This window comes from Glutamicibacter sp. AGC84 (assembly GCF_053543575.1).
Map to the genome: position 1 here is coordinate 25,536 of NZ_JBLVOC010000015.1, position 16,634 is coordinate 42,169.

The following is a 16,634-nucleotide window of genomic DNA, read 5'->3' on the forward strand; positions in this document are numbered from 1 at the left end:
GAAGTCATGATTCCGTTCCAGCGCCTTAGCGGCATCTGCAGATTAGACGCGAATAGCATCCACAATCTTGACTCGGGCTGCCACCAGCGCGGGAAGCACACCGGTCAGTGCGCCTACGGCGATGGAAACTCCCATGCCAAGTAGGGCCGCACCGATAGGGAATGCCGGCATTTGATCCAGCTCGGTAGCCATCACCATATTCAGCAGATTCTCGTTGGAGACCAAGGCAACGGAGATGAGCACGCCAATGCCACCTGCTACGGCCGTGGCCACGACGCTTTCCATCATCACCGAGAAGAATACGCGTCCGGTTGTTGCACCGAAGCTGCGTCGGATACCCACTTCGCGGATACGCTGCTTCAGGGTCACCATGGCAACATTGAGCAGACTCAGGGAACCAAGCAGCAAGATGATGATTGCGATCCCGGCAACCACCATGGTCAACATCTTCAAGCTCTCATCAGCACCCCACATCAGATAATCTTCGCGGTGCGCATCAACTGTGAGACCAGGAAGTTCTGCCTGCATTTGCTGGCCGAAGTGCATGGCCAGCTCTTCGGATCCCTCGATGGGCACCCACAGCTTGTAGCTGACCTCATTGAGCGGAGCTTGCATGCCGAACCAGTGCTCATAGGTGGCCGGCAGCATCCACAGCTTGCCGCCCATGCCGTAGCTAGATGCTTTGGTGGTTCCGATGACCGTAACTGAGACGGTGTTCCCATTGCTCATCAAATCCACGGTTAAAGGCAGTCGCTGGCCTTCCAGTCCCAATTCTTTGATGAAGGTGTGGTCAACCACCGCCGCTGGGGCAAGATTCTGTGCATCTTCGGCTTCCAGCCAGCGGCCGTCAGTAACAACTAACCGGTGCATTGGAGCGTAGTCGGGATCAACCACCATGATCTCGGCATCAAGGCTCAGCCCTTGGGCTGAAGCCTTCTGGTCGTAGCTGCGTCCCATCATGGTGGTGTACTCGACCTTGAACCGGTCACTGGTCTTTTGAAAGGCCTCATCGATTTGGTCGTTGCCCGCAGGACCAGCATCCGAGTTCGGGTCGTAGGCGTAGACAACAATCATTGCTGGCCGACCCTCGCTTTCAAGGCTTTCGGTCATCATCTGACGCGCCATGCCAGCTCCGGCCAATGCCGTAGTCAACGAGGCCACCGCAATGGTGACACCAACCAAGGAGAGCAAGACGCGCAACTTGTGAATACGCAGTTCCTGCCATGCCTCCAGCAGCGCAGCAACAAAACCGGTTCCTAAGCGAGTTAAGGATTTCATCTTGCCGCCACCTCACTGAGCGGATGCAGCCGCCCGCCATCCAACTGCAGCTGTTCTCGGGCCAAGGCCGCAACATTGCTGTCGTGCGTGATGGTGATCAGGGCAGCGCCGGAATCAACCGTGGCGGAATCCAAGAGATCCATCACCGCACGTCCGGTAGTGACATCCAAGGCACCGGTTGGCTCATCGGCCAGAACCACGCGCGGGCGCCGGACCAGTGCGCGGGCAATGGCCACACGCTGCTGCTCGCCGCCCGAGAGGGTCTGGGGCATGGAGTCCAGACGACTGCCCAGGCCTACGCGTTCCAGCGCCTCGCCTGCCAGCTTGCGCCGATTCCAGAAGTCCCGGCCGCTGGCATACATCAGCGGAGCCATGACATTTTCCAGGGCAGTGCGTCCGGGCAGGAGGTTGAACTGCTGGAAAACGAATCCGAGGTCGCGTCCGCGAGCATGCGCTGCCTGTTTGGCGCTCAGCCGGGTCGCATCCTTGCCTCGCCACAGCAGGCTGCCGCTGGTGGGCCGATCAAGCAGGCCGAGGATATTCAGCAGCGTGGACTTGCCGGTACCCGAACGGCCGACAATGGCAATGTGATCGCCTTCGGACACCGTGAGATCAATCCCGTTGAGGATATGCAGCTCGCTGTCATCGGGCAGCAGGACGCTGCGCGTGACATTCTCGAGCTTCAGCAATGGCTCACCACTCATCTGAGTAGGACTCCATATCCATCATTTCTTCAGGTGCCGGGGTGGATCCTGGGACGAAGCGGAGAATTTCCGTCTCATCCTTCAGTCCTGAAATCACCTCGATGACCTTTCCGTCGGTCACGCCAAGCTCTACCTCGGTGCGGATTTCCTTGCCGTTTTCATCCAGCCTCCACACCGCACCCTGGCCAACCAGGCCACGAACAGCCGATACCGGTACGGTCAATACGTCCTCGGCCGTGCCTGCATCAATTTCCATGTTCATGCTCAGGCCGTCGAAAACCACGATGTCTGCAGGTACGGCACAAGAAATCTCGCTGCCCGAAGAGCTCTCCGTGGATTCTCCGGACGCCATTGGATCCATCTGCGATTCCATGTCCTGGTCTGCGGAGCCGGCGCTGGTTTTCTTCGAAGCGCTGTCACCGACAGACAGGTCCTTGCAGGTGAATGGCTCTGGTCCGCCGTCAATGGTGATCGTTGCTTCGAGGCTTTCATCGAGCAACCGGTAGCGGTCCAGCGGATCGATCGAACCGGCGGCCAAGAATTCCTGGGGTTGGATCGCGCCGAGTGCCGTGCCCTTGGTGACGTCATCGCCAACCTCGATCTGGAAAGCGCCGACCTTGCCTGTGGCCGTTGCGTAGACGTCGTGGTACTTCACCACTGGCGCAGCTTCCTGCGGTTGCTGCTCGTCTTGTGAACCTTCACTATCCGAGTCGTTGGCCTCAACGCTCTCTGGCTGGGATTCGGCGCGGACCTGGAAGATTCGATCGCCGAGGGAGACATTGTCGCCTGGCTTGACGAAAGCCCAATTGACAACGCCGTCCACGGGCGCATTCAGCTCTTTCGATTCGGTGAGCTTAATGGTTCCGGGAATGGACAGCTTGTTCTCTACCGTGGCTTTCTCGGCAAAGATGGTCTCTGCCGGGATCTCTCCGGTGGGGAACAGGTCATCGTCGGCGCTGGCAGTGCCGCCGGCAAACGCGAGTTTCACGAGGCTGACGGCGATCAAGGCGCCGATAACTAGCCATGCAGCGGGAAGGAATATGCGACGGAACGCGCGTCGTTGGCTCATAGGGTTGCTCTTTTCACCATTCAATGATTACCAAAGTGTTCAGCAACTTCCAAGCTCAAACGGAGAAAACACGCAACCTTTATCAGATTGAGATTTATTTTTACTTTGCAGGTCAGACCGGGTACTCAAATTAGTAGTTGAAGGTCGTAGTGAATCTTCTCGACGTCCCGGGGTGAAGCGGGGCAGTCTCCGGGGCTCGATGCCGCGGAGCTCTTCGGTGGATGTGGAGCTCCCGAGGCGTAGTGCCATTGCTTCTGTACTGGCCCCGGGGTCGGCAGGATTGTTCCAGACCGGTTTCTGCCAAGCCTTTCGGGTGCCGCGGGCGAGCGGGGGTGCCAAAGCCGCTGTCGCAGAGCATCGACCTTCATTGCTGTCCGCTAGGGCCTGAATCGTGAATTTGGCAGGTGACAAGCACGTTTAATCCATGGGCAAAGAAGTGCACCGATTGCTTCATTTTCAGCCAAATTTATTTCCTTCCATTTGCTGGCACAAAGCCGAATGCCGGCGTAGGATGTCGGCATATCGTTGTCTTGAATTGGGGGATTTAAAGACGAATTGAAACACTCGCATTCATTTCGCATCTTTAGGTGCATTGGGGAACTTATCCTGAGCAGTTGAGCCACATGGGGTGGCTGAATCATGGGCCAGGCTTTCATTATCTGAGGTCAAAGCCTTACTATAGCTCGCTCTTTTTCGGGTGGATCGCTCCTGCACGCCGCGCGATCCACTCAGGACATTCTTGTATGGGGGAGAAATGTCTAGGCATCAAAGGCGTGGCACTTTTGTGCCAAATTTACGCCGTAAAACAGCTTTAAACAGATTATTAAAAGCATGCTTGGCGATAATTTCGTCGATTTCCTTGTGCTTTGTCATGACCATTCCGGGCATGGCAGTTGCTGCCGAAACTTCTGTTGGGGAAGAAGCCGAGGCCACACAGCAGGGGACTGAACCGGAGAACTCTGAATCGGTCCTGGCCACCGGCTCGGCCGAGGAAACCAAGGCCGAAGCCGACGAATCGTCCACGGCTGACACGGGGGAAGAACAGCCAGCTGCTGAAGCAGTAGACAGCGCCAAGACCTCGGCGCCAGAGGAAGAAGCAGCGGCCGAACCTGAGTCCGCCCCTGCACCGGCACCGGCAACTCAGAAGCCAGAAAAGCCAAAAGCTGTGGAAACCACGCTGCCGGCACCCGAAGCGCAACCTGTGGAATCAGCTGCGCCCAAGACAGAGAAGAAGCCAGTGGACAAGGCTTCACCGGAACTTGCGCAGCCGAAGGCCGAAGTTTCGGAATCGGAAGATTCTACCGGGTCCTCGACAGCGGCCCGCGAGCCGATCACGGCCGCTGCCCTTGAGTCAGGTGCTCCGCGGATTTGCGAGTACAACGAAGGAGACGGCTCGGTCGACACCTTCATGCAGAAGTCCGATGAGATGCCCGCCTTCGCCAACGGCAATGTCCACGACGGGCTCTATGAGGGCGGTGTGGTTCACCAGCGCTTGGAAATGACATTGCCCGCAGGCGAAAACGAGCTGGTCATCAATTACCAGGTCAAGCAGGCCGGCAAATGGGCCTATGACTATTTGCTCAACGAGACAGTGGACGGCGCGAACATCACCGGCTGGACTGTCGATGAAGGAGCCGGGAACGACCGCGTCGACACCGTCTTCATCACATTGATGGTCGACGGAGAAGAAGGCGACGAGTCAAGCGTCACCCTCTACTTCGATGCGCATATCGCCTCGGAGCTGGATCACGGCCCGGGCACCGGTGCTTCCTCAATCAACGGTTCGCCGTACCACGTCCTGATCTCGTCGTTGAACTGCAAGTCCATTGGACAACGCGACAACCAGATCCAGGCCGGTGCGGTCCAAGCCGGTTCCGTAACCGTCATCAAGGACGCGGTTCCTGCCGACGGCACGGATTTCGACTTCACCCTCGCCGAGGACCGCTTCGGCGACTCGACATCATTCAACCTCGATGACAGTGCCGATTCCGATACCGGCGCGAGCTTGCCGCAGAGCGTCACCTACACCGTGGCGCCAGCTACGATCACCGTCACCGAAGAGGACTTGCCAGCTGGCTGGAATCTTTCCTCGATCGCCTGCACCGGCGCCGCCGCTATCCGCAGCGGTTCGGCCATCACTTTCAACCTAGGCGACAACGATGAAGTCACCTGTACCTTCACCAACACGAAGACCACCTACGACGAGCTCACGGTCCACAAGGATGTGCAGGCATCCTATGACCGCGACTACGACTGGGATCTGGACAAGTCGCTGGCCGAGGGCCAGCAAGCCACAGTGAAGGCCACGGCCACCGGAGTGGACGTCGACTACAACGTGGTCGCCACCGCCAGCGAGGCCCAGGACAGCAACTTCCAGCTCTCCGGCACCATTACCGTGATGAACCCGAATGACACAGAGATGTCCGGGATCACGCTGGCCGACCAGCTCGATGGCGCCAATTGCGTCATCTCCGCTGGCGGATCGCCGATCGCCAATCCGGTGACCATCCAGCCCGGCGAGAATTCCTTCACCTATGAATGCGACCTGCCCGAGGGAACCAGTGCCGCCAGCGCCGGCACCAACACGGTGAGTGCAACCTGGGACCCGGAGGCCTACTATGGCACCGATGGCCAAGCCAGCGCCTCGGCCGGCTACGATTTCGCGTCCGTCTCGCCAACGGTGACCGACGATGAAGTCACCGTTACCGATAGCGAAATCGACCTTTCGGGCATCGCCGGCGGTAACACCGTTACAGCCGGGGAAAGCCCGAAGTCCTTCGCGTACACCATCGAGTGGGACGGCGTGCTCGGAGAATGCACCGACTACCAGAACATCGCCAGCCTCGCCGCAGACGACGGCGAAACGCTGACCGGCAATGCCACCGTGGAAGTCTGCATCGGCCAGGACCTGGCCATCGAGAAGCTGGTCGTGTCCAGTTTCAACCGCAGCTACGACTGGAGCATCGCCAAGGACGCAGTAGGCGAGCAGCCATTCACCGCGGATCCGGAAACCGGCGAATTCACCGCGCAATACTCCGTCACTGTCACTCCCGAAAGCTATTCGGACAGCGACTGGGCCATGAGCGGAACCATCACGGTATCCAACCCCAATGACTGGCAAGCCATTGACGTGACCGTCACCGACCAGGTCGATGTGGGCGGGGACGCAACCTGCCAGGTGGTCGGCATTGCCGGGGAACCGGACACGATGGACGCCGATCCGGTGGCACCGGGCTTCCAGGCAACACTGGATGCCTCCCAAACGCTGACCTTCAGCTACAGCTGCACCTTCGGATCGCAGCCGAACTACGAAGGCAGCAACACCGCCGAAGTGACGTGGTCCTCCAGCGAGGCCTCCACCGCTTCGGGCAGCGCCACCGAAGTTGTACCGGTGGATGCAGGCGACTGGACGCAGACACCACTGAACCAGACGGTGACCGTGACCGACCCGCTGCATGAATTCGATCCGGCCTGGACCATCAATTACTCCGATGGACCGCAGACCAGGACCTATGAATACACCTGGACGGTGGAAGAGGCCGGCAAGTGCCAGAGCTTCATGAACACCGCCACGATCACCGGCAGCAACCAGCTGGTCAAGAGCGATGATGCCCAAGTCGAAGCGTGCCGCAAGGCAGGGCTGACCGTCACCAAGGACGTGACGGCCTCCTATGACCGCACCTACTTGTGGAGCATCGACAAGCAGCTGGCCGAGGGCCAATCGCCAGATGCCGTGGTCGAGGAAGACGGAACCGCTACCGTTCACTACACGGTGCTGGTGGACAACACCGGCTACGAGGATTCCGGGCAGCAGCTTTCCGGATCCATTACCGTGGCCAATCCCAACGAATTCGAAGACCTCGAAGTGACGATCAGCGACGAGAATACCCTCTCGGCCGCCTGCACCATCGTGGCCGAGGACTCGAATCCGGGGATGGAAGGCATGCAGCAGGTGGTGCCGCGCAGCGGCTCGATCACCGTGGACTACAACTGCGAGGCATCGACCGTGGCGGAGGCCGACTACACCGGCCACACCAACACGGCGGTGGTCACCTGGGGTGATGGGCTGCAGGCTGAGAGCCAGCCGGTACCCATCGACTTCACCCTGGATGAGAGCACCGATGAATCCGTTGGCGTCTGGGATGACCAGGCTGATCCTTCCGGGGACCCGGTACTGCTGGGCACGGTGGACTACACCGACGCCCCGCAGAGCTTCAGCTACGAGATCACCTACGAAGTGCCGCGCGATGAATGCCTGGTCTTCACGAATACCGCGTGGGTGGATCTGGCCGGCGAGGACATCGAGGACTCGCAGGACGTGGGCATCTGCGACCAGAAGAATCTGGTTATCACCAAGGACGTGGACGCCAGCTACGCACGCGACTACGACTGGTCGCTTCAGAAGCAGGTGGACCGCAGCAAATTCACGGTCGCCGGCAATGGCACGGTCACTGCGCACTACACGGTAGTGGCCACCGCCGGCGAAGCGCAGGACAGCGCGAAGCAGGTGTCCGGAACCATCACCCTCAGCAACCCGAACACGCAAGTCGGGGACCTGGTGGCAACGGTCACCGATGTGCTCTCCATCCCGTCGGCCAGCTGCACCATCGAGGGCACCGATGCGGATGAAAGCGCCGGCGGTTTCCAGCTAGTGCTCGGTGACGGGGAAAGCGCCACCCTGGGCTACAACTGCCAGGTCCCGGCGGACACCGACATCACCGCCCAGTACACGAACACCGCAACCGTGGCCTGGGGCCAGGAGCGCCAGGCTGAAACGGACGTCGATTTCGGGTTCGAGCAGGCCCTGCTGACCGACGGCGAAGTCGCCATCACTGATGACCAAACCGTTGAAGGCCAGGAAGTGGTGCTGGGCACCGCGATGGCCGGGGAATCGCCGAAGGCCTTCGAATACGACCTGGAACTGCAGGGCGTGGCCGGAACCTGCACCGAGTACACCAACACCGCGGTGCTCGATGAGGCCACCGGCGAGGGCGAGGAGAACACGGCTTCGGCCAGCACCACGGTGTGCGCCGGAGCAGATCTGGATATCGCCAAGAACGTCGTGACCTCCTTCGACCGCTCCTACCTGTGGTCGCTGGACAAGGAGCTGCTCTCCGGGCAACCGCTGGCAGCCAACCCGAGTAACGGCGAGGCCACGGCGAACTACCGGATCACCGTGACCCCCGAAGGCCACGAGGACGGCAATTGGGCGATGAGCGGAGAAATCACGCTGGCCAACCCGAACGACTGGCAGGACGCGCCGGTCACGGTGCAGGACTTCGCCGATGTCGGCGGGGACGCGGCCTGCACGATCACCGGGGTGCAGGGCGAAGCGGTGGCTGACATGTCCGCCGAGCAAGCCGGCTTCCAGACGGTGATCCCCGCAGGGGCCCAATGGGTGATGGCCTACTCGTGCACCTTCGCATCCCAGCCGGACTACGAAGGCAGCAACACCGCCACCGTGGACTGGGACGCCCAGGCGCTGAGCACGGCCAATAGCCAGGACTCGGACACCGTGGGGATCTCGGAACAGGACTGGAACCAGACGCCGCTGAACGACACGGTCACCATCACGGACAGCGCCCACGAGTTCGATCCGGCGTGGACAGTGGATGTGGCCGATGGGCCGCAAAGCCGGGACTACTCGGTGACGTGGAACGTGGATCAGGCAGGCACCTGCCAGGTCTTCGAGAACGTCGCCACGCTCACCGGCGATGACGGATTCACCGCGACGGACAACGCGCTCGCCGAAGCCTGCCGCGAGGCGGCCTTGGAGATCAGCAAGACCGTCGAAGCCGCGTACGACCGCACCTACCAATGGCAGATCGACAAGTCCTTGGCCGAAGGCCAGGACCAGGAGATCACCACCAACGGGGCGGCCAGCGAACCGGTGGACTACGTGGTCAAGGTGGAGAACACCGGGTATGAGGATTCGGGATGGGTGCTGGAAGGCCAGATCACCATCACCAACCCGAACCAGTACACGGGCATCGACGCCACGATCCAGGACGTAGTCGATCTGGACGCGGTCACCTGCACCACCTCTGAATCGCTGGTGGGCATCCCGGCCAACGGGACAATCACCGTCGGCTACAGCTGCGATGTCTCGGCGGGAGTCGATCCCGGCTCCTACAGCGGCGGCACCAACACCGCCACGGTCAGCTGGGGCGATGACCGGGCATCGAGCACGCAGGTGCCCATCGAATTCGCCATTGATTCCCGCATCGATCGTCAGGTCGAGATCTGGGATGACCAGTCGAATCCCCAGGAGCCGGTGCTGCTGCGCACCGTGGACATCGATGATTCGCCGGTGCTCATCGAGTACCAGCTGGAGCATGATGCTCCGGCCGGTGAATGCATGAGCTACACGAACACCGCCTGGGTCGATATCCAGGCAGGGGAGGATCCAAGGGATGAGGCGACCGTGCAGCTATGCGGCTTGCTCGATCTGATGATTGCCAAGGATGCCGAAGCCAGCTTCGATCGGACCTACCTGTGGGAGCTGGAGAAGAAGGTTGACCGTACCGAAGCCGTCGTCGCCGAGGACGGCACCGCCGACTTCTCCTACACCGTGTCGGCCATCCCGGACGGATCGGAGGATTCCGGCCATGAAGTGCACGGCATGATCATCCTGTTGAATCCGAACCGCTTCGCCTCGGCCTCGACGGTAGCCACCATCACCGATGAGATCAGCATCGAAGGGGTCACGTGCACCATCGACGCCGAGGACGCCGATCCGCAAACCGGAGGCCTGCAAGTCGCGGTCCCGGTGGGCAGCGACGGAACCGGAACCACGGTGCAACTGCCCTACAGCTGCTCGGGCACCCCCGGCCAGCTACACGGCAGCAACACGGTTACGGCAACCTGGGGCGAGGATTCGGTGGCCACGTCAACCGCACCGGTGGACTACCTGCTGGATGCTGAAACCGATCAGCAGGTCACCATCATCGATGACAAGACCAACCCGGAGTCGCCGGTCGTGCTGGGCGAAGCGATCTGGAATGCCGAAGGCACCCCGGTCGACTTCGACTACACCCTGCGCCACCAGGCCCAGGCCGGCACCTGCACCGAGTTCACCAACACCGCGGTGATCCAGCAGACCGGGGCCGAGGATTCGACCACCGTCACCCTCTGCGGACAGAAGGCCCTGGGCCTGCAGAAGACCGCGCAGGGACTGGTGGACCTGGATTACGAATGGGAGGTAGAGAAGCGGATCGACCAGAGCAAGCTCACCGCGAACGGGGATGGAACCTTCACCGCGCACTACTGGGTTCAGGCTCGCAACACCGCAGCCGTTGAGCAGAACTTGCGGCTGGCCGGTGAGGTGATGGTGCAGAACCCGAATGATTTCGGTTCCATCACCGCCACCTTGGAAGACCGGATCGATACCGCTGGCACCAGCTGCCGGATCGATGCGGAGGATGCCGATGAAGCGGCCGCTGGATTGCAGGTCGTGCTCGATGCCGGGGAGAACTTGGGGGCCCGGTATGAATGCGATCTCGCTAGCTGGCTCTCCACCGATGCCTTCGAAGGAGCAGTCAATACGGTGATTGCCACCTTCGATGACCGCGAAGTGCGTGCCGAGGCACCGATCGAGTTCCAGATCGATGCAGTCACGGACGAATCGGTGGCAGTCACCGACGACATGATGGATCCTGGCGCCGAACCGAAGGTGCTCGGAGAAGTCCACGTCCCGCAAGCTCCCATGCAGTTCGAATACGAACAGGTACTGGAACCCGAAGCGGGAACCTGCACGGTATACACCAATACCGCGGCAGTGCATGAGAGTACCGACGGCAACGGCAAGGACGAATCCTCGGTGGACCTGCAACTGTGCATCGAGCAGGGCCTGATGATCGCCAAGAGCGCCGACGCCCAGTACGTCAGGGACTACGACTGGTCGACCCGCAAGGAGGCGAAGGAAACGAAGTTCGAGGTTGACCCGGACGGGCAGGCCACGGCCAAGTACACGGTCCAGGCGATGCTGGAGGGTTTCGAAGACCAGGACTTCACCGTCACCGGTGAGATCACCGTGGCCAATCCGAATGACTTCAAGGACACGCAAGTGCTCCTGCAAGACAAGCTATCCATCGACGGGGCCAGCTGCTCCATCGAAGGATTGGCGGAGGGGAAGCTGGAGCTTGCGGCCGGGGAAACCCGCACCGTGAAGTACAGCTGCACCTTCGAAACACCTGTTGCCGAGGCCGACTACACCGGCCACGAGAACACGGTGAACGCCAGCTGGACCGACGTGGAGGGGACAACCCGCACGGTCAGTGCCAAGGCTCCGCTGGAATTCGAGGCGGCAACGGCCACCGATGAAATGGTGACGGTCTTCGATGACTACACCATTCCCGGCCAGCCGCGGGAACTGGGCACGGTCAAGGCCGAAGAGCAGAGCAAGAAGTTCACGTACGAACTGGTCTTGGACGGCGTAGCCGGCAAGTGCCAGACGATGACGAATACGGCCTCGATACCGGAGAAGTCCGGCGAGGATGGGAACAATTCGGATTCGGCGGACGTGGAAGTATGCTCCGAGGCTCCGCAGGCAGCGCCGCCGGCACCACCGGTTCCTCCGGCTCCTCCGGCTCCGCCAGCGCCGGCAGCACCACCTGCCCCGCCAGCACCGCTTGCGGCAACCGGCCTTGACCAGGGCTCGTTGTGGCTGGCAGGGGCTGCAGGGATGGTGATTATCGCCGGAGCATTGATCCTGCTTCGGTACCGTCGCCGGAACCCATAGTCCGCGCGCCAGCTGGATGCCGGTCCTGCCTTTCGGGGCAGGGCCGGCATTCGGCGTGCGGGGGAACAATCCCTGCTGCTTCGGGGCTAGTGCTTTGGAAGCAGAACAGGCCCGGTCCGCTTATTCGCATAAGTGGTCCGGGCCTGTTGCCGTGGTCAAGCCTTCTGGCTAGATTTGGGCCGCGCTTTGGGCTGCGGCTTCACGCTCATCGGCTTCGCGCATGGCACGCTCTACGCGATCCACGTCGCGGACCGCACCCTTGTCAGCGGACAACGCCATGGCGGCGTAGGCCCGCAACGCAGGGGAGACCACGCGCTCGCGGTTCTTCGGGCGGTAGCCGGTGGTAGCGATCAAGCGCTCGCGGCGTTGTGCCAAGACCTCGTCAGAGACGTTCAGGGTCAGCTCGCGGGTAGGGATATCGATGGAGATGGTATCGCCATCTTCCACCAGGGCGATCATGCCACCGGAAGCGGCCTCGGGGGAGACGTGCCCGATGGACAGGCCCGAGGTGCCACCGGAGAAGCGGCCATCGGTGATCAGTGCGCAGGCCTTGCCCAGGCCGCGGCCCTTGAGGAACGAGGTGGGGTAGAGCATTTCCTGCATGCCCGGCCCGCCCTTTGGACCTTCGTAGCGGATGACTACTACGTCGCCTTCCTTCACCTGCTTGTTGAGGATCTTCTCGACGGCCTCATCCTGTGATTCGCAGACCACTGCCGGACCGGAGAATGTCCAGATCGAAGGGTCAACGCCAGCGGTCTTGACCACTGCACCGTCCACGGCGATATTGCCGCGCAGTACGGCCAGGCCGCCGTCCTTGGAGTAGGCGTTCTCAACCGAGTGGATGCAGCCTTCTGCATCATCGGTGTCCAGCGCCGCCCACCGCTCGGACTGCGAGAAGGCGGTGGAGGAGCGCACGCCGCCCGGGGCCGCGTGCCACAGGTCGAAGGATTCCTCCTTGGCCTTGCCGCTGCGGATATCCCAGTCATCAAGCCATTCGCCCAGGGTTGCCGAGTGAACCGTGTGCACGGTTTCATCCAGCAGGCCGCCGCGGCGCAGCTCGCCGAGGATCGCGGGGATGCCACCGGCACGGTGGACATCTTCCATGTAGTAGATGGTGCCGTTGCCGGCAGCGTTGGGTGCAACCTTGGCCAGGCACGGGACACGGCGGGAAACTTCATCGATCTCATCGAGGCCGAATTCCACGCCGGCCTCGCGGGCGGCGGCCAGCAGGTGCAAGATGGTGTTGGTGGAACCGCCCATGGCGATATCCAGCGCCATGGCGTTGCCGAAGGCCTTCTTGGTGGCGATGCTGCGTGGCAGGACCGTCTCGTCGTCTTCGCCGTAGTAGCGGTTGGCGATATCGACTACCAGCTTGCCGGCGTTTTCATACAGGTCCTTGCGGGCCGTGTGGGTAGCTAAGGTGGAGCCGTTGCCCGGCAGAGACAAGCCCATGGCCTCGGTCAGGCAGTTCATCGAGTTGGCGGTGAACATGCCCGAGCAGGAGCCGCAGGTCGGGCAGGCCGACTCTTCGATGCGCAGCAGGTCTGCATCCGATACGTTCTCGTTCACGGCCTCGGAGATGGCATCCACCAGATCCAAGGTGCGCACGGTGCCGTCAACCAAAGTGGCGCGGCCGGCTTCCATCGGACCACCGGAGACGAAGACCGTAGGGATGTTCAGGCGCAATGCGGCCATCAGCATGCCCGGGGTGATCTTGTCGCAGTTCGAGATGCAGATCAGTGCGTCGGCACAGTGGGCATTGACCATGTATTCCACGGAGTCGGCAATGAGGTCGCGCGATGGCAGCGAGTAGAGCATGCCTCCGTGGCCCATGGCGATGCCGTCGTCCACAGCAATGGTGTTGAATTCGCGGGGGATGCCACCGGCGGCAGTGATGGCGTCGGAGACAATGCGGCCTACCGGCTGCAGGTGGGTGTGCCCTGGAACGAATTCAGTGAAGCTGTTGGAGACAGCGATAATCGGCTTGCGCCCGAGGTCAGCGCCGTTCACGCCGGCTGCGCGGAACAGTGCGCGAGCGCCGGCCATATTGCGGCCATGGGTGACAGTGTGTGAACGAAGTGTGGTCATACCTAAAATCTCACCATATATTTGCCCTCAAACCCAGACGGTGACGATACTAGTAGTACTACTACCATGCAATGAGGTTTACCCCGTGACTCCAAGTCAAAGACGTCGCGAAGAACTCGCCGCGTTCCTCAAGGACCGCCGGGCCCGGGCTGACAGGGCTTCCCATGGATTGCCGGAGATCGGACGTAGCCGGGTGCGCGGCCTGCGCCGCGAAGAAGTCGCCACCTTGGCTGGCGTTTCTGTTACCTGGTACACCTGGCTTGAGCAGGCCCGCGACATCAATCCCTCGCGCCAGGTTCTGCAGTCCTTGGCGCGGCTGTTCCGGCTCACCCCGGTGGAATCCTCGTACCTGTTTTCTCTGGCAGGGCACGGTGAGCTTGACCCGATTGGTACCGGCGGCATGACTCCAGCCCTGCAGCGTTTGCTCGATGCGTTGCAGTTCCCGGCCTTCCTGCTCTCCGCCGACTGGACCATCCTGGGCTGGAATGAGGCCTATGAACAGCTGTATCCGCGGGTGGCTTCATTGGATGGTGAAGATCGGAACCTGTTGTGGCTCGTTTTCACCGATGGGCAATTGCGTGAGATGCTCCCGGATTGGGAAGTGCAAAGCCGCGGTTTCGTAGGAAGCTTCCGTGCCGAAACGCGTGGATGGCTCAGCCCGTCGGGGGAGAGCGGCATCGTTGCGCGGGTCTCGGCGGCCTCCCCGGAATTTGCCGCGATCTGGAATGAACGCGACGTTGCAGGTTTCCGCACCGGCGAACGGGTATTCCGGCATCCTAAATTGGGGCTGACGCGCTACGAGCAGCACAACCTGACTCCTACCGAAGCCACGGACTTGACCCTGTTGATGTACACGCCGCTTTAGCACAGGTGCGCTCGCCGAAGTAGCGGCAGGGAATGGGAAGAGATTCGAGATCGCTAGGCTTGCACGCATCGAATCATTTAACCGCTAAGGGCCACAGTGCTGATCGGAACGTGCAGCGAACAAGGGCACTTCCATGTTCGGTTCCAGCTCGGAAATGCAATAGTCGGCGCCGAGCTGGCTAAGGCTCGTCTGGAAACCCGGACGAGCCTTAGGCCGGAGAGTTGAATAGGCTCAAGCCGGCGGAGGCATGCATTAAAGGAGTGGCCGGAGCTAAAGGCTCACGAACTCAAGCGCTCTCTCTTTGAACTCGCGACTGGTTACAGCGTTGGCGTGATTGCGACCTGACAGCCACAGCACTTCATTGCGTGTTCTTGCGTCCTTCAGCAGGCGACGCAAATGCGGCATGGTGGTCGCCAGATCGTCCTGGTCTCCGGCGACCAGCAAGGTTGGAACTGACGGCACCTTGGCTGCCGGATCGTAGGGCTCGGATTTGATTGCTTCTATCAGCTCAAAGAGCGCCGATAGGTCATTGGACGGTTCAGCCTCGGCAATCCGCATGATGGCGGCGGTGTAGTCGTCATGGATCTTTTCGCCCATCTCGACGTAGGCACGGGCCTGGCCCAATTCGAAGGCGGCCAGCGGATCACCGGCTCCTGGACCCCCGATGACCAGATGATTCACCAAATCCGGATTGAAAGCGGCGAACTCCCAAGCCAGCCGGGAACCCAAAGAGTAGCCGATGACGTCTACGGGACCATCATCCAGATCCATCACGATGGCAGCCAGGGCCTGGCGAATCTGGCTTGGCGCCCAGCTGCCGTCATTGCGGCGAGGATCTTCTCCATGGCCGGGCAAATCAACCAGAAGGACATCGCGTCCAGCATCAGTGAAATATTTCAGCCAACGCGAGCGGTCCCAATTCAGTTCGCCGGATGAGGCGAAGCCGTGGATGAAAAGCACGGATGGGCTTTTCACCTCAGCGTTTGCGCGAACCACTCGAAGATTCAGATCCAATGTCATGCCATTGATCATAGGCCATTCACCCTCGAAATGTGATCTGGGCTAGCGCCTGAAGAGCCTTAATGTCAGAATGACTCTAACGAATCCGAATGTGCTGAAAATGAGGCAAATAAGAAATGTCATCCGTACCGGGTTGGGCGAACGTCGACGAACGCCGCAACCTCCCGCCCGCTCTTGCGGTTTCCACGGTGATCCTGGGAATCCGTGAAGGCAAGGATGGCGGACCCGACAAACTCTGCTTGCCAGTGGTACGCCGCATTCGCCAACCCCACACCGGAATGTGGGCGCTGCCAGGCGGACCAGTTGATCCGCGCGAATCCCTGGGCCAAGCGGCCGGGCGCAACCTTGCCGAAACCACGGGCCTGCGCCCCACCTATCTGGAACAGCTCTACACCTTCGGCGATATCGACCGCTCGCCAACCCACCGCCTAGTCACCATCGCCTACTTTGCGCTGCTGAACGCAGATCAAGTGGGCGCCACCGTCCAAGACGACAACGTGGCCTGGTTCGATATCGATGATCCGCAGATTGCCCAGATGGCTTTCGACCACCGGAAGATCTTGGACTACGCCATGTGGAGGCTGCGCAACAAAACCGAATACGGGCAGATAGCGCATCGATTGCTGGGAGAACGCTTCACCCTGGCGGCCCTGCGCGGAGTCTATGAAGCCATCCTCGGACGCCGTCTGGACCCTGCGAACTTCCGCCGAACGCTCAAGAGCACGGCATCTATTGAGGAGACCGACGAATATCTGGCTGGCGGACAGCACCGGCCACCACGGCTATACCGCTACGTTGGCCACGGACCGGACCCGTTGGAAGTCGACCCGCTGCACGACTAGCAAGCACCATCCATACTTTTCACCGTCA

General features: G+C 61.0%; 8 protein-coding genes. 3 read left to right on the top strand and 5 right to left on the bottom strand.

What is annotated here, in order from left to right:
* Nucleotides 1-42: 42 nt before the first annotated feature.
* The 3 genes from ACNPN0_RS08945 to ACNPN0_RS08955 are packed head-to-tail and all read right to left on the bottom strand — an operon-like array spanning nucleotide 43 to nucleotide 3,051.
* Nucleotides 43-1,278 (bottom strand): ABC transporter permease, encoded by a 1,236-nt coding sequence (locus ACNPN0_RS08945; RefSeq protein WP_448937891.1) that lies wholly within the window; start codon nucleotides 1,276-1,278, stop codon nucleotides 43-45.
* Nucleotides 1,275-1,982, bottom strand: coding sequence for an ABC transporter ATP-binding protein (locus ACNPN0_RS08950; RefSeq protein WP_448937890.1), 708 nt, complete (start codon nucleotides 1,980-1,982; stop codon nucleotides 1,275-1,277). The genes ACNPN0_RS08945 and ACNPN0_RS08950 overlap by 4 nt, the downstream gene beginning before the upstream one ends.
* A complete protein-coding gene (locus tag ACNPN0_RS08955) occupies nucleotides 1,972-3,051 on the bottom strand; it encodes an efflux RND transporter periplasmic adaptor subunit (protein WP_448937889.1) in 1,080 nt (359 codons plus the stop codon). The genes ACNPN0_RS08950 and ACNPN0_RS08955 overlap by 11 nt, the downstream gene beginning before the upstream one ends.
* Nucleotides 3,052-3,937: 886 nt before the next feature.
* Here ACNPN0_RS08955 and ACNPN0_RS08960 point away from each other — a divergent pair.
* Complete coding sequence (locus ACNPN0_RS08960; protein ID WP_448937888.1) at nucleotides 3,938-11,791, top strand: prealbumin-like fold domain-containing protein; 7,854 nt, start codon at nucleotides 3,938-3,940, stop codon at nucleotides 11,789-11,791.
* 168 nt (nucleotides 11,792-11,959) lie between these two features.
* Here the strand turns inward: ACNPN0_RS08960 and ilvD are convergent, their stop codons facing one another.
* Entirely contained in the window at nucleotides 11,960-13,879 is a 1,920-nt protein-coding gene (gene ilvD / locus ACNPN0_RS08965) for a dihydroxy-acid dehydratase (RefSeq protein WP_448937887.1), read from the bottom strand.
* Nucleotides 13,880-13,964: 85 nt separating this feature from the next.
* On the opposite strand from ilvD, the gene ACNPN0_RS08970 reads away from it, so the two are divergent.
* Nucleotides 13,965-14,744: a helix-turn-helix transcriptional regulator gene (locus ACNPN0_RS08970; protein WP_448937886.1), complete on the top strand. Its 780-nt coding sequence runs from the start codon at nucleotides 13,965-13,967 to the stop codon at nucleotides 14,742-14,744.
* 270 nt (nucleotides 14,745-15,014) lie between these two features.
* Here ACNPN0_RS08970 and ACNPN0_RS08975 read toward each other — a convergent pair whose 3' ends face one another.
* Nucleotides 15,015-15,764, bottom strand: a complete 750-nt coding sequence (locus ACNPN0_RS08975) for an alpha/beta fold hydrolase (RefSeq protein WP_448937885.1) — start codon at nucleotides 15,762-15,764, stop codon at nucleotides 15,015-15,017.
* Between the two features lie 116 nt (nucleotides 15,765-15,880).
* On the opposite strand from ACNPN0_RS08975, the gene ACNPN0_RS08980 reads away from it, so the two are divergent.
* Nucleotides 15,881-16,606, top strand: a complete 726-nt coding sequence (locus tag ACNPN0_RS08980; protein ID WP_400290873.1) for an NUDIX hydrolase — start codon at nucleotides 15,881-15,883, stop codon at nucleotides 16,604-16,606.
* Nucleotides 16,607-16,634: the final 28 nt, after the last annotated feature.